Here is a 15566-nt window from a genome sequence, read left to right as displayed (position 1 = left end):
TGGTAGAGCTCCTAGTGTCACAGTGGCGCTTCACAATCCGAGCACAGGGATCACATACCCCCCTTGGTCGAGGGGGAGACGGACGCGGTGGATGTGCCGCGGAGGTCCCGCGCCACATCCACGGCTGCAACCCATCGAACACCGGCGCCCGACCGCCGGCACTGCCGCGACGCTTGCGCCCGGCGATCTGGTCGCGACGCTCCGGGATCGTGGCCCGGATCCCGCGCTTGCACAGGTACATGCGGTTGGCCCTCGGACAGTATCCCTTGTCGGCCCGCACCCGGTTCGGGCGGCAGCGGGGATGGGCCAGGGCCCAGACGGGGCACCCTGATCGCCTCCAGCACCCGCACGAACTGCGGGGAGTCGCCGCCCTGACCAGCCGTGACGACCAGGGAAAGCAAACGCTGCCCATGTTCGCAGGCCAGGTGAATCTTGCTGGTCAGGCCGCCGCGGGAACGGCCCAGGCCATGGTCGGCCGGTTCGATCTCCACCCCACCGGGTGACCCTTCTGGGCCGCGCCGTCACGGCGGGCACCGGCCGCATGCTGATGGGCCCGACTGATCGTGGAGCCCACCGACACGTCCCAGATGATCCGCCCCGCGGCATCGGCTCTGGTCTGGTCTGGTCTAGAGCTTGGTGAGCAGCATGACCCACACACCCTCGCGCTGCCAGCGCCGAAACAGCGAGTACACCACCTATCAGTGCCCATATTCCTCGGGCAAGCAGGGCCAGGGCACACCGGTACGCACCCGATGCCGCACCCCGTCGATCAGCCTGCGTTGGAACAACGCCGGTCGGCCCGTCGCAGCGACCGGCAACAGCGGCTCCAGCAACGCCCACTGCGCATCACTCAAGTCTCCTCGCGCCACACCGAGATCATCCCGGTGCGGCACGAGCAACGCGACAGGGTTCTGAGACATGTCCTAGGAGGGCCCAGCCCGGGGGAAGTTTCGAGCGGATCCGGCCCAGCAGCGCCTTGGCCTGGGCGTCGAACGACTCAGACTCTTGCGTTGTCCACGGGCTGGGACCCCCTGGATCGTCCCAGCCCAACGATGACTGATACCACTCGGCGAGTCGATCGATGTCCGCGCGGGTCTGCTCGCTGAACGGCAGCAGTCGTGTTTCACACGGAAAGCCGAGCGGGCTGGTCATGTCGCTCGGCCAGAGCATCGTGTCCACGCCGTACGAGAAGACGAACCGCAAGATCACCATGGTCTTTCACCCATCGCTTGGTACGTGGATGCGCGTTGGCTCATGGATTGTCGTCCGACTCCATTGCTTCGTGTGGTTGACGTTCGGCCTCGCCCGGACCGCAAGGTGCGGTCCGGGCGAGAGAGCTGGGCTGTCAGTTGTTGGCGCTGCGGTGTGCCGGGTATTGCACGACCTGCTGGAAGGTCGGGCGGTTCTGCCAGTTGCTCTCAGGGTCGGTGATGCCACCGAGTGGGAGCTGCTCAACGGAGTCCGCACACCACTGGTCGCCGGCCTTGCAGACCGAGTCCGCCGGGTAGACGGTGGCCGCCGGGGTGGCGATCGCCGTGGACAGCGCGGACAGTAGGGCGGTGCGGCACTGTGTGAGGTCGCCGCCGCCGCAGTAAGTCTGTGCCAGGCCGCCCTGGACCGGTTCACCGAGGACGGCGCGCAGGTCCTTGTCGACGTAGGAGTACCAGCCGAGCTCATACGACGAGCCGGTGTGGCCGCGGTACGGGGGTTGGTCGAGCGGCTGGACACCGTTCATCGCCTTGTACAGGCCGGTGCCCATGCCGGGCTGGAATTCGGCTTGGAGCAGCAGAGGCCACCAGGCGTCCATGATGCGGATGGCGTCGGAGTCGCCGTACGTCTTGCTGCCCGCCGAAGTCTCCTTACGCTTGGCACCGTCAGCAAGCCACGTCTTCAGCTCGTTCACCGCAGCCACCTGCGTGGGATCGCTCGGCGTCCCGATCACCTTCAACAGCTCCGGCAGCAGCTTCTCGCCACGCAAGTCGGTGAGCGCTGCGTCCTCCATCGCCTGGGTCAGCGAGGCGCGGGTGATCTTCTGGCCGGAGTTGGTCAGGCTCTTGATCCGCTCGTCGAGCAGGTTGCTGCGGTAGATCGAGCCGTCGCCGAAGGTGGAGACGGTGTAGCCCTGGGCGATCTTGTTGTTCCAGGACTCGTAGTAGTCCTGATCCATCGAGTTCGGGTGCGACGCGAACGGCGTGTTGGCGACCGTGTTCGTGGCCGGATCCCAGTTCAGCCACTGGTGTGCGGCATCGGCGGTGATCGGTAGGTTCGGGTCGTCGTCGGCCGGCCTGGTCGGGTTCAGACCCGAGTTGTAGTAGGCGGTGTGCTGGGAATCGACGTAGAACCAGTTGAACGTGTAGGTCACGTTCGACGCCGCCTGCTGGAAACCGGCCGGACCGGTCACCACAGCCGGATCGTTGAACATCTGGAAGCCGACGATGGTGTCGACCTCATGCTGATACGTCGAGCGCAGCTGGGTGTAGGCGACCGGTTTGCCGCCGATGGTGGCGCGGGCTTGCACGATGCCGAATTCGGTGCGGAAGGCGATGAGCTTGTAGGAGCCGGCTGGTGTGGAGTCGGCGATCGTCGGGGACCAGGAGTCTTCGCGCTCGATCTGCTGCATCGGCGTGCACACGCCGTTGTAGAGATAGGCGTTGGAGTCCTTGGTCGCTGGTGTGCCGTCGGTGTTGCACAGGGTCACGGCGAACGAGTCGATGATGTCCTGACCCGCCGAGGTGGCGCTCCAGGAGTAGTCGGCACCTCGGCCGAGTTCCACATAGAAGTTCAGACCGGCGAAGGCGGCTCCACGGGCGCTGATACCAGGGCCCTGAATCTCCTCCAGCATCAGCAGTTGCGGGGCGAAATATCCAGTCTGAGGGCCGAAGACGGCGATCGGGTTTCCGGAATCAGTGTATTGACCGGAGACCACCAAGGCGTTGGACATACCACGCTTGGTCTTGAACAGATCAGCCGGCAACACGCCGTTCGCCATCGAGTCCGCCTGCTTCCCGAGGGTCGGCTCGGCCATGAGGTTGGCGTTGGACGTCGCCGACTTGGCTGCGGCTGAACTGGTAGCAGTCGTAGGCGTCTTCGCGGTTGAGGCCGTTGTGCTGGAGGCGGCCGATCCGGTCGGATCGAAGACGATCTGCTGTGGCGTGACCGAGCCCGCGTCGGGCATCGCTACGCCGGAGGAGTTCGCCGGTGTCCCGTTGAACGAGAACGACTGGCCGTTGTGCAGCGTCAGGTTCGCCTCGGGGTCGTTCTCTTCCCGGAAGGAATTCCAGACGGCATCGCCTTGCGCCGTCCCGTACTTGGCCTCGGCGGCTTCCTTGACCAGCGCGGAGGCGACCTGATTGCCCCCGCCGGCGCCGAACAGCGCACCGATCACCGTGCCGATCGCGACGAGGTCGGTCGGCTGGAAGTTCTGGATGCCCTCGCCGGTGTAGACGGCGGCGTTGCCGGTGAGGTCGTACTCGCCGGGGAAGACATGGCCGGCTTTCGCGTCGGCGATGTACCGGTTCAGGCCGGCCAGGTAGTCGGTCACGTCCTGGTAGGCCTGAGCGCCGCGCGGACCGCTGTTCTTCACCCGGTCGACCTGCGCCTGCAGATCGATGTCGGTGTAGGCGCCGCTGAGATAAAGGCCCTGTTCCAGCGCCCGGTTGCCGGCCGCACCGCCAGCGAAGCCGCTGAGCTCCCCCTTGCCGAGATGCCGGAAGACGTCCATCATCCACAGCCGGTCCTGCCCGGCGGCGTATCCGGCACCGTATTCGGCACCGGAGCGGGTGGTTCCGTAGATGTGCGGGATGTCCTGCTTATCGCGGGTGATGGTCACGTCCCTGCGACCACCGGGGTTGAGGGTGCTGGCCACCTGATCGGCCGGGACACCGAACGAGGAGTCGTTGAAGAAGTCGCCGAGGGTGCCGTTGGTCAGACCGGTGTAGCCATCGACCATGTCGGCGTACTTGCCGAGCTGGTCGTCGGTGTTCGCGGGACGGTTGCCGGTGGCCTTGAACCACAGGATCTGCGTGGCTGTGGCGCTGCCGTTCTCCCCCGGCGGCAGGATGTCGTCGCACTGACCGCCGCAGTAGTCGGCGGCGCCGGACGCGGCGATCGTGGTCGCTTTCACGGGGGCCGCCGAAGCCGTCAGCGTGGGTACCGCGACGGCCCCACCCACCGCCAGCGTGGTCAGCGCCACGGCTATTGTTCGGGCACGGATGTGCATGCTCGTCTCCATTTCGAGGATGTCGCGGCGCCGCGTTGTGTCGAAGTCTAGGAAGAGGCGGGGTGGAGCGGTCCCTGGAAGGTTCCAGGATCGCTGCTCTCGACACCCCCGAGGCCCGAAGCGGCTGGCGATGATGCCGACGCGGTCATGCGACGTCCACTGTCCCGAAGGTCTACTGCCGCTACCGTGCCGTGCTCGCCACCGAGAACGGCCCACGCCGTGGCCTTCGGGCCAGCGTGGAGCGTGGGGACGGACGACCGCCGCTGGTGGCGCAATGTGGCGGGATCTCACTGGCGCGGGACAGCACGCCACGACCTCTCAACAGCCCGGCCCGCATCTGGGGCAAACGCCGCTCGGAAGTCGTTCAACGGCTGCTGGCCGACGTCTGTGAACAGTGTGGGTCAACACGGCAGGTCGAGGTGCATCATGTTCGAGCCCTCAAAGACCTGAACCCGAAAGGGCGGCCCAACCCGCCTGGCTGGGTGGTGCGGATGGCCTCACGCCGTCGCGAGACCCTGGTCGTCTGCCGCACCTGCCACGAGGGTATCCACGCCGGACGTCCAACAAAGCGATCACGATGAGCACTGGAGAGCCGGATGCTACGGAAAGCGGGCATGTCCGGTTCGGGGGGCGCCGTCGGAAAAGGACCATTTCAGCTGGCACCTCGTCGGCGGTTTACCCTACCGCACGGCGGGTTCGGCGGGAGGCCCGGGGAAACGGACCGGGAGCAATCCCGACCGCGCCCGGGCCTACTCAGCGACGAGTCCGGGTGCATCCTCCAGGCCGCCGCATGCCAAGACGTGGGGTAGGCGTGGGCAGACGCCGGTCGTCACGGTTCGCGGGCGCGGCTCGGGCCGGGTCAACATCGCCGGACTGACCTGCTACCGGCCCGGTCACCGTTCGCGCCTGTTCTACCGTCTGCTGCTCTACCACGGCCGCAAGAATGAGTAGAAGAGCTTCGGCTGGACGGACAACCGCGACCTGCTGACGGCCGCGCATCAGCAGCTCGGCGCCCCGCTGATCGTCATCTGAGACAACGCACGCACCCACTGGATGACCGGGATCACCGAATTCGCCGCTGAACACGACTGGCTGACCCTGGTGGCGCTGCCCAAGCACGCCCCGGAGATCAACCCGACCGAGGGCATCTGGTCGCTGATCAAGCGGGGCCCGCTGGCCAGCCTGGTCCCCGTCTGCCTCGACGAGGTAGCTGGCGCCGTCCGCTTCGCGCTCAAACGGATCCAGTACCGGACGGTGCTGATCGGCTTCAAGGCGAGCTGCGTCGACTTGGGCATCGGGTCGCGGCCTTCACCATCCGCAAGATTCTTCGCGACCGCCGGATCGGGCTGCTGGCGCTACGCGACTAGATTTGGCGCACCTTCCTGCGGGCCCACGCCGGTAGTTGTGTTCGGCTCGGGTCGAATGCCGAAGCGAACCAGCCTCCTGGCGGAAGCCCGCCGAAGTGCCGGGCCGGTCACCGACGAAAGGGGTGGCCCCGGGCTGAGGCCCGGGGCCACCCGACTCTGGTTCAGGGCATGGACGGTCCGGCTGTGCTGCTCAGCCAGGCCCAGGCCGACCAGGCGCTGAAGCTGGTCTGCCACTTGTGGTAGACGCCGGCGCTGCTGGTGGCGAAGATCTCTTCGCGTCCGTCCTGGTTGTTTGCGGCGGTGATGGAGGTGCCGCCGCCCCCGAAGGTCTCCCACGCGGACCAGGCACCGTTCACCGCGGTCTGCCAGATGTGGGTGGCGGTGCTGCCGTTGATCGCGAAGACTTCAACCCGGCCGTCGGTCGCTATCGCCGACGTCAGTTCTGAGGTGGTGGCGCCGCCGTTGGTGCCGGCCCAGTCGGACCAGGTTGTCGGGCTGGTCTCCCATTTGTGGAAGACGCCGGAGGCGTTGGAGGCGAACACTTCGAGTCGGCCGTCGGCGTCGTGGTTGACGGTCAGTTCGGTGCCGCCTCCGCCGAAGGTCTCCCAGGCGGACCAGCCGCCGTTCACAGTGGTCTGCCAGATATGGCCGAACGTGGTGTCCGACAGCGCGAACACCTCCAGTCGTCCGTCGGCCGCGCGCTCCATCTGCAGCCGTGAGTTGGCCGGGCCGCCGAGGCCTTCCCAGCTGGAGAACGGGGAGTTCGGTGCGGTCTGCCAGGTGTGGAAGACTCCTGCGCTGCTGGAGGCGAACACTTCGAGGCGGCCGTCGGCGTTGGCTCCGGCGGCGATTCGGTAGCCACCGCCGCCCAGTTTCGCCCAGGCCGACCAGTTGGAGTTCGGCGCGTTCTGCCAAATGTGGTCCAACTCGCTGCCGTTCACCGCGAACAGCTCCAGTCGGCCGTCAGCATTCGGCGCGATCGCCAGCTGAGCGTTGGCCGGACCGGCGACGTTGACCCAGTCCGACCATGAGCCGTTGACCGCTGTCTGCCACGCATGCCACACCCCGTCCGGCCCACCGGCGAACGCCTCCAGACGGCCATCCGCATCGCGGCCCGACACCGTCCGGCCCGACGGGTACGGATGTGGTTTCGGTCCGCCGCCGCAGAATGCGGCGAGGTCGGCCAAACTGCCGTTGAACACGTCCCGGTCGACCGTCGCGCTGCTCACGCCCGGGATGCCGGTCTCCTGGTCGGTGTACTGCCAGAACGCGAAGTTCGACCAGCCGGCCGGCAGTGGAGTCGGGTTCGCGTTGTAGTTGGGATAGTCGAGCGGCAGGTGGCCGAATGACGTGTCGCCGCCGGTGCACGGACCCCAGAACGGCAGGCCGGTGTAGAGGACCGGGTCGCGGCCGGCACGGGCCCGGACCTCGTTCACGAACGCGTGTAGGAACGCCGACATATCGCTTTGCGAGAGGCCGTAGCACGTCGGCTGGCCCTGTTGTCCGGGTTCGAGGTCGATCATGGGAGGCAACGTCCGGCCGTCATTGACGTACTGGGCGTTGTCCATGAAGAAGTCGGCCTGGGCCACGGCCGACCCCACGCCGGCGTCCGGGCGGGGCCACGCGTAGGCGCCGGTGTAGAGGCCGGACGCTTTGGCATTGTGGAGGCCGTCGGCACCATACGGGTTCACATATGTCGAACCCTCTGTGACCTTGACGTAGGCGAACTTCTCGCCGTGCGCGGCTACCTGGGTCCAGTCGACAGCGCCCTGATAGCTTGAGACGTCGATACCGGTCACGGAGTACCCGGGCGGGACGAAGTCAACCGCCGACGCGGGGGGTGCTGCCAGACCGGCGGTTACGACAGCCACGACGACCCCGGCCAGCAGGCCGGCGGTGCGTCGCAGGGATATAGGCATGTTTCCGTCCTTGTCCTGTGATGAACGATGGAAGGCGCAGCGGGGAGGGAAGGCTGGACCGAGTCCTCGCCGGATCATCGGCGAGGACTCGGTCCAGCAGGGGGATCAGCCGGCGGGACGAAGCCAGCCGATCATCCCGTTGAGGTCGGCGATCATCCGATCGGGCCGGACGATGTGACCGCCGGGCACCTCGTACGCCTCGTAGGGGATGCTGGCACCGTCCAGCAGGCTCTTGAACTCCCGCTGCCCGGCCAGGACCTGGGTCTCGTTGAACGTGTCGAACGGGTTCGTCGGGTCGGGGCTGGTGCCGGCGACCAGGAAGATCCGCTTGTTGCGGTAGCTCTCTAGGCGTTCGACCGGGTTGTCGGCGGTGACCCGGGCCTCGTCCCACGGCACGCCGTAGACGGTGCCGCCGCCCAGGTCCTTGACTGCGGAGGACAGGTTGGCCCAGTGGACCACAGCGCCTTCATCACGGCGGATGCTGCACGGACCGGAATGCGCGCTCACCGAGGAGAAGGTGCCGTAGTACTTGGCGGTGTACTTCATCGCTCCGAAGCCGCCCATGGAGAATCCGGCCACTGCGCGACCGGCGTACTCGCCGAACACCCGGAAGTTCGCCTCGACCCACGGCAGCAGCTGGTTCAGGTGGAAGTTCTCCCAGTTGCGGGGACCGACGTTGGTGCTGACCGGGTTCGAGGCCCAGCCGGCCTGGCCGCCGTCGGGCATCACGACCACGATCGGCAGCCCGGCGGACCAGTCCCGGATGCCGAGCTGGTCGAACTCCCTGAAGTCCTGGAGCCCGCCGTGGTGCAGGTAGAGCACCGGATATGTGGCACCGCTGGTCCAGTAGTCGCTGGGCAGCAGGACGTTGACTCCCGGGTTCCAGCCGATCTCGGCGGTGGCAAACCGGAAGTACCTCATGCGCGGATCGCTCTCGTTGCGGTCCACGATGGTCAGCCCGAAGCCGTCGTCCACGGCGCGCGCCGAGGCCGCCGTCGCGAAGTTCGTGGCGGCGCCGACCGTCACAGCGGCGGCGATGCCGCCGGCGGCCTTCAGGACGCCCCGGCGAGAGGGGCGGGGGGTATTCGGAGTATTCACTGTGACCTCCAGGTCATGGTGGGAACTGAATGGTGTGGTTCGGTTGTTCAGGGCATGGACGGTCCGGCTGTGCTGCTCAGCCAGGCCCAGGCCGACCAGGCGCTGAAGCTGGTCTGCCACTTGTGGTAGACGCCGGCGCTGCTGGTGGCGAAGATCTCTTCGCGTCCGTCCTGGTTGTTTGCGGCGGTGATGGAGGTGCCGCCGCCCCCGAAGGTCTCCCACGCGGACCAGGCACCGTTCACCGCGGTCTGCCAGATGTGGGTGGCGGTGCTGCCGTTGATCGCGAAGACTTCAACCCGGCCGTCGGTCGCTATCGCCGACGTCAGTTCTGAGGTGGTGGCGCCGCCGTTGGTGCCGGCCCAGTCGGACCAGGTTGTCGGGCTGGTCTCCCATTTGTGGAAGACGCCGGAGGCGTTGGAGGCGAACACTTCGAGTCGGCCGTCGGCGTCGTGGTTGACGGTCAGTTCGGTGCCGCCTCCGCCGAAGGTCTCCCAGGCGGACCAGCCGCCGTTCACAGTGGTCTGCCAGATATGGCCGAACGTGGTGTCCGACAGCGCGAACACCTCCAGTCGTCCGTCGGCCGCGCGCTCCATCTGCAGCCGTGAGTTGGCCGGGCCGCCGAGGCCTTCCCAGCTGGAGAACGGGGAGTTCGGTGCGGTCTGCCAGGTGTGGAAGACTCCTGCGCTGCTGGAGGCGAACACTTCGAGGCGGCCGTCGGCGTTGGCTCCGGCGGCGATTCGGTAGCCACCGCCGCCCAGTTTCGCCCAGGCCGACCAGTTGGAGTTCGGCGCGTTCTGCCAAATGTGGTCCAACTCGCTGCCGTTCACCGCGAACAGCTCCAGTCGGCCGTCAGCATTCGGCGCGATCGCCAGCTGAGCGTTGGCCGGACCGGCGACGTTGACCCAGTCCGACCATGAGCCGTTGACCGCTGTCTGCCACGCATGCCACACCCCGTCCGGCCCACCGGCGAACGCCTCCAGACGGCCATCCGCATCGCGGCCCGACACCGTCCGGCCGGCAGCCGAGGGGTGCGGGCGCGCCGCACTGTCCTCGACCACGTTGTTGTAGCGCCGCGCGCTCATGGAGCCGTTCGGGATTCCGTCCAGCGTGGCGTCGTTGATGTTGGCGGTCAGGTACCGCACCGGCGTGATGCCGAAGGTGTAGTAGCCGAAGTCGCCGTTGGCGTCGAGCCACCGGTCGAATAGGAAGGTGTGCTCGCTGTAGTTGATCATGATGTCGCCGGCCCGCAGATCACTGCGGTCGATTGGGACCGTGTAGCTGTCCCACAGACCCTCGGTGTTGGGATCGGCCTTCAGGTGCCAGGCCATGTCCACGTAGCCCGAGCAGTCCCGGCGGTAATTGTGGTCGCCGCCGGGGCCGGGGGACCAGCCCTGCTGGTCGTAGGGGCCGGGCTGGTTGTCGACCCAGAACTGGGCCCGGGAGATGATCTCGCTGCGGCTGATCGGCCCGCCAAGCGTGGAGTCGGCGGACGCGCTGCCGGCGCTCGCCAACCCGATGCCGGTGACGGTCAGCAGCAGCGTGACGATGAAGGACAGGGCCTTGACGGCGCGAGCCGTCGATCGCGAGCCCCTCCCCACGGGGGTTCGTTGTGGCATCTCGGCTGTTCCTCTCGGAGCATGAATGATCGAACACTGCGATTCGCTATTTAGTCTCGCGAGCCCACTTCACAAAACGCGCACACTCATTGCACGCGGCCTGTGCTGTGCGAACGCTGTGCTCGGTTTGTGAACGAGTCCTGTCACGCTGGCGGGAGCGATACGGACATACGGCGCCGGGACCGGGCGCACCGATCCGGTGCGCTGGTCCCGCGCGGCGACAACCGAAAGCGAGCAGCTGTGTCCCATCGGCACCTCAGGCGGTTGCTGGCCGCCCCCACCATCGTGGCCCTGGCCCTGACATTCCTGGTCGCGGCCGGTGTCAGACCCACTGCCGCCGCCCAGGCGCCCACGGGTCCGCGGCAGGCAGCCATCGAGTCGGTCACCGCCGGGGACTTCGCCGACGTCTACGATCCCGGGGCCGGCGAGTCCCAGCCCTGGTACATCAACGACCACACCTTCATCCGCGACGACTCAGGGACCTGGCACCTGTTCGGCATCACGCACGCCGAGCCGGCCGATCCGCAGAACGAGGTCGAGTTCGCGCACGCTACAGCGCCCAGTCTGCACGGGCCGTGGACCAAGCACGCGCCCGCGCTCACCGTGGACTCCTCCTACGGCGAGTCCCACCTGTGGGCGCCTGACGTCGTCCATGTGGGCTCCACCTACTACATGTTCTATGCCGGAGGCGGCGACCCGACGAGCTCTGAGATCAACCTGGCCACGTCCACCGACCTCTACACCTGGACAAGGCTCCCGTCCGGCCCGTTGTTCAACGAGGGCTATGAGGCCCGGGACCCGATGGTCGCCCGCGTCGACCACCAGTGGGTGATGTACTACACGGCGACCAGCGCGCCGTCCGGTGGGAACCACGTTGTCGCCTATCGGACCAGCGACGACCTGATCCATTGGAGCGACCGCGGGATCGCCTTCTCCGATCCCTCGACCGGCACGGCCGCCGGGAACACCGAGTCGCCATACGTCGTCGAGCACGACGGGACGTGGTACCTGTTCATCGGTCCCCGGCCGGGCTATGTCGGAACCGACGTGTTCGCCTCGGCGGATCCGTTCCAGTTCACTTCGGACAACCTCGTCGGCCACCTGCCAGCGCACGCGGCGGAGGTCGTCCAGGACACCGACGGGAGCACGTGGGTCAGTAGCGCCGGATGGTCTAGGGGCGGAGTCTGGCTGGCACGGTTGCACTGGACCCTGCGGCCCTACGTCGGCGACCACCTCTACGCCCTGGCACCCGACCATTCCGGGGTGTGGGCCTGGAGCGCCTCGGGAACCGTCTGGTCGCAGATCGGAGGGCCAGCTACCGCTTTGTACGCCGGTGGGGCCGGTCTGTTCGCTACGGATCCCACGGACGGATCCCTCCACGAATATCTCGGCTCGCCGAACGCCTGGACGACTGTGAGCGATAGCGGTGCCGAGTTTGCCGTCGACAGCACCAGCCTGTATCGATTGTCGCCGGACCGCAGCGCTGTCTATCAGCGGTCTGGCAACGGAACGGAGTGGACCCGGATCGGCGGCCCGGCCGAGCACATCTACGCCGGCGGGGCGGGGCTGGTCGCCACCAGCCCGACCACCGGTGAGATCTCGCGGTACGACGGCACACCGGGCTCGTGGACCGCCATCGGCGGTCCGGGTTCGACCTACGCGGTGACCGACGACCACGTGTACGGTCTGTCCAGGGACGGCCGAACGGTGTCGGAGTGGGCTGCTTCCGGTTCCGGAGCGGGCTCCTGGACCGTCGTGGGTGGCGCAGCGACCGCCCTGTACGGCGGGGGTGCGGGGCTCTTCGCGACCAGCCCGGCCAACGGCGGCATCTATCAGTACACCGGGCAACCCGGTGTCTGGAAGGCGCTGACCGAGTCGGGTGGTGCGTATGCCGACGGCTACGCGGTCAACGGCGCTCGGCTGTACCGGCTCGCCGCCGGCAGTTCGTCTGTCGACGTCTACAACGGACTCTACGATCAGTGGACGACGGTCGGCGGGCCTGGCGCGGCCATAGCGGCGAGCGGATGAGCCGTTCCCTCAAGTCCTGCGCTCAAGTCGTGTCACGCGTTCCTGGAGCCGCTCGACATCGGCGTTAATAGCCAGGCGCCGTGTGATCTCCAGTGCCTGACGCAGATGGGACAGGCCCTTCTCCTCGGCACCGTCGAGGAGAAGGCACTCACCGATGCCTTCCAAAGCTGCGGCTTCGTCGTCGGGCTGTTGGACCTCGCGGGCCATGTGCAGGGCGTCCGTGTAGATCGCCATGGCGCGCGGCACGTCGCCGGTCCCCGCGAACACGGCGGCGTAGTGGTTGAGCGCGCAGGCCTCGGCACCGCGGGAGCCGATCTCCCGGAAGATCTTCAGCGCGTCGGCGATGTCCTGTTCCGAGCCGGCCAGGTCTCCCGCGATCCTCAGGACGGTTCCGCGTTCGGTCAGCGCGATTCCCCGGCCGTAGGGGTCGCCGAGGTCGTGATAGATCTTCAGCGCCTCGCCCAGTGAGGCGGCGGCGCCGGGGTAGTCGCAGGTCAGGCGTCGGATGATGCCCAGATCGGTCAGTGTGTTGGCATACATGCGCCGGTCCCCCAGGTCCCGCAGGAGGACCTGGGCCCTGGAGAGGGCGTGGACCGCGTCCGGATAGTCGCCTGCCAGCCGTCGCATGAGCGCGAGGTTCGTCAGGGCCACGGCCTGACCGCGCCGGTCGTCGAGTTCGAGGGAGATCTCCAGGGCCCTAGTGAAATCGTGGGTGGCGCCGGGATAGTCCCCGGCTCCCTGCCGTGCCGCGCCCAACTCGGCCAGCGCGGTGGCCTGGCCGCGCCGGTCGTCGAGCTCGCGGAACCGGTCCAGGGCCAGGCACGCGTCGCCGATCGCGCCGAGGTAGTCGCCGGTGAGGCGGCGGACGACCACGAGCTCGGTGTGGGCGTTGGCCTGGCCGAGGCGGCTGCCTGTGGTGTCGTGCAGGCGGGCGGCGAGGGTGAGGTTCTCGAGCGCGGCGGCGTAGTCCCCGGTCAGGCGGAGGATGACGCCGAGGTCGGTGCGGGCGTTCGCCTCGGCGATCCGGTCGCCGGCGCGTCGTGCGGTGTCCACGGTCCGGGCGAGGACGTCGCGGGCCAGGCTCCAGGGTCCGTCGACGCGAAGCAGTTCGCTCAGCCCGGTGCTCAGCGCGATGACCTGGTCGGCCTTGTCCTCAGCGGCCATGCGGGCCAGGCAGGCCTCCAGGTTCGCCCGTTCCGCGCGCAGCCAGGCTCGGGCGTCCTCCGGCGTGCTCAGGTTCGGGGCGTGCCTGGTGCGGGGACGGGCACCGGGGCCGGGTGTCTCGCGGGTGAGTTTGGAGATGCAGGTGTTCGCCGTTTCCGCGGTGTGGCGGTAGTAGGCGAGCAGACGATCGAGCGCGGCGTCGCGTGCTGAGACGCCGTCGTCTATCAGGGTACATGCATACTGGCGGATCAGATCATGCATCCGGTAGCGGCCGGGGGCGGGTTCCGACAGCAGGTTGTGGTCCACCAGATCCTGCAACAGGTCGTCCCCGGCGTGCGGGGCTATGTCGAGAAGCGCGGCGACGGCGTAGGCATCGGTGTCGGGGCCCGGTATCAGGCCCAACCACCCGAAGGCGTTGCGCTGCTGGAGGGAGAGGGCTTGGTAGGACAGGGCGAAGACGGCGGAGAGGTCTCGGTCGCCGTCGGACAGAGACGTGAGAGTCTCCGGCGCGGTGCGGAGCTTCTCGACGAGCCGGGCCAGGGGCCAGGTGCTCCGGTGGCGCAGGAGTGCTGCGGAGATGCGGAGGGCCAAAGGCAGCTGCCCGCACAACGCGACCATCTCCTCGAGCGCGGGATCGCCGGCCGTGGTGCGTCCGGGCCCGGCGATCTGGTGGAACAAGGTGACGGCCTCGGATACGGACAGCAATCCCAGCGGCAGGATCTGCGCCTCGTCCAGGGATTTGAAACGTTTGCGGCTCGTGACCAGCACCAGGCACTGGTCGTTGGCCGGCAACAGGGCGCGCACCTGGGCTTCGTTGGCCGCGTTGTCGATGACGACCAGGGTCCTGGTGCCGGCCAGGCGGTTGCGGTAGAGCGCGGCGCGGGCCTCGACGCCTTCGGGGAGCTGGGGGGCTGTGACGCCGAGGGTTTGCAGGACGGTGGCGAGGGCGCCCGCCGGGTCACGGGGGCTGGTGCTCTGCGAGTAGCCGTGCAGGTCGACGAACAGCTGCCCGTCCGGGAACAGATCAGCCATCCGGTGCCCGGCGTGGACCGCGAGGGCCGTCTTGCCCACGCCGGCCATCCCGTCGATCGCGCAGACCAGCACGGTGCCGGCGCCCCGACCGGCCTGCGCGCGCCTGGCGATGCGATCCAGTGCGAGGAGTTCGTCCTCGCGACCGGTGAACGCGCCGGTGTCGGCCGGCAACTGGTAGCGGGGCGCGGTCGAGCGTGCCGCACGGTTCGGCGCGCGCCCGGCGAGCGCCTCGCTGTGTGCTCGGCGCAGCGCGGGTCCGGGTGTCCGTCCTTGTCGGACGAGGGCGTGTTCGGCGCGTGAGGCGACGTCGGCCGCTTCGGCGCTCTGACCGCTTTCGGTGAGCGCACGGACGAGCGAGGTGGTCACGGTCTCGTCCTGCGGATGCTGCGTCGCTAACTCGCGCAGGTGGGCAACGGCGTACGCCTGCCGGTCCGCCGCCATGTCGATGTCGGCTAGGAGCAGGACCGCGTCACGCCGTTTGGCCTCCAGGGCATCGGCCCGCCGCCGAAGATAGGGCGTCTCCAGTCCCTCGAGCGGCCGACCCCGCCACAGCTCCAGCGCAGCCCGCAGGTGACCGGCGGCGATCTCGTACTCCTGCCCGGCGCGAGCAAGTTGCGCCTGCCCGATTAACGAGTTGAAGCGGTCTGTGTCGAGCAACCCCGGCTTCACCAAGGCAGCGAACCCCGGCCGCCTGGCAACGAGCTGAACGTGGTCACCCGCAGAGCGCAGGACGCTGCGCAGCGCGGAGATGTAGTTGGCGATCTGCCGGTCGACCGAGTCCGGCGGCGTGGAGGGCCAAGCCCAGTCGGCCAGATCGGACCGGGAGACGGTGCGCCCGTGGTTCAGCAGCAGAACTGCGAGCAGGCACTTGCGCCGTTGGCCGCCGAGCGAGAGGTGTGTCTCGCCGTCGCGGATGCCCATGGCTCCGAGCATGCGGATGTCCATTTCCACCGAACCTGTCCCCGCAATCACGGTGTATCAGAATTCTTGTTTAACGGGGGCCGTATAAGGCCTCTGGCAAACGCTAGCCGCGGCGCGCGAGGAGCGGTCCTGTTAGGTTATGGGGTGGTTGTGTCTGTGCTGATAGGGGCGTGCGTTCGGTCTAGGAGCCTGCTGAATAACG

General features: G+C 67.9%; 7 protein-coding genes and 2 pseudogenes. 3 read left to right on the top strand and 6 right to left on the bottom strand.

Annotation, left to right across the window (positions count from 1 at the left end; translation table 11 throughout):
- Nucleotides 1-133: 133 nt before the first annotated feature.
- Both ABH926_RS45715 and ABH926_RS45710 read right to left on the bottom strand, forming a co-directional pair.
- Nucleotides 134-920, bottom strand: a pseudogene (locus ABH926_RS45715) (IS5 family transposase); the annotation flags it as partial.
- A 425-nt stretch (nucleotides 921-1345) separates the two neighbouring features.
- On the bottom strand, nucleotides 1346-4219 hold the full coding sequence (locus ABH926_RS45710) for a penicillin acylase family protein (RefSeq protein ID WP_370373349.1): 2874 nt from the start codon (nucleotides 4217-4219) through the stop codon (nucleotides 1346-1348).
- Between the two features lie 191 nt (nucleotides 4220-4410).
- On the opposite strand from ABH926_RS45710, the gene ABH926_RS45705 reads away from it, so the two are divergent.
- Both ABH926_RS45705 and ABH926_RS45700 read left to right on the top strand, forming a co-directional pair.
- Complete coding sequence (locus tag ABH926_RS45705) at nucleotides 4411-4800, top strand: hypothetical protein (protein ID WP_370373347.1); 390 nt, start codon at nucleotides 4411-4413, stop codon at nucleotides 4798-4800.
- 463 nt (nucleotides 4801-5263) lie between these two features.
- Nucleotides 5264-5806 (top strand): annotated as a pseudogene (locus ABH926_RS45700) (hypothetical protein); the annotation flags it as partial.
- Here the strand turns inward: ABH926_RS45700 and ABH926_RS45695 are convergent.
- The 3 genes from ABH926_RS45695 to ABH926_RS45685 form a co-directional block, all read right to left on the bottom strand.
- On the bottom strand, nucleotides 5748-7505 hold the full coding sequence (locus ABH926_RS45695; RefSeq protein ID WP_370373345.1) for a GH25 family lysozyme: 1758 nt from the start codon (nucleotides 7503-7505) through the stop codon (nucleotides 5748-5750). The pseudogene ABH926_RS45700 and the gene ABH926_RS45695 sit on opposite strands and share 59 nt — an antisense overlap.
- Before the next feature lie 105 nt (nucleotides 7506-7610).
- On the bottom strand, nucleotides 7611-8603 hold the full coding sequence (locus ABH926_RS45690) for an alpha/beta hydrolase (RefSeq protein WP_370373343.1): 993 nt from the start codon (nucleotides 8601-8603) through the stop codon (nucleotides 7611-7613).
- Between the two features lie 47 nt (nucleotides 8604-8650).
- Nucleotides 8651-10219 carry a hypothetical protein gene (locus ABH926_RS45685; protein ID WP_370373341.1) on the bottom strand — a complete coding sequence of 523 codons (1569 nt, stop codon included), beginning with the start codon at nucleotides 10217-10219 and terminating at the stop codon, nucleotides 8651-8653.
- Nucleotides 10220-10459: 240 nt separating this feature from the next.
- On the opposite strand from ABH926_RS45685, the gene ABH926_RS45680 reads away from it, so the two are divergent.
- Entirely contained in the window at nucleotides 10460-12247 is a 1788-nt protein-coding gene (locus tag ABH926_RS45680; RefSeq protein WP_370373339.1) for a hypothetical protein, read from the top strand.
- Nucleotides 12248-12256: 9 nt separating this feature from the next.
- Here the strand turns inward: ABH926_RS45680 and ABH926_RS45675 are convergent, their stop codons facing one another.
- Entirely contained in the window at nucleotides 12257-15388 is a 3132-nt protein-coding gene (locus ABH926_RS45675) for a tetratricopeptide repeat protein (RefSeq protein WP_370373337.1), read from the bottom strand.
- Nucleotides 15389-15566: the final 178 nt, after the last annotated feature.

Origin of the sequence: Catenulispora sp. GP43 (assembly GCF_041260665.1) — a bacterium.
Lineage (GTDB): Bacteria > Actinomycetota > Actinomycetes > Streptomycetales > Catenulisporaceae > Catenulispora.
The sequence above is the reverse complement of the archived record's forward strand: the minus strand, read 5'-3'. Positions and strand labels throughout refer to the sequence as shown.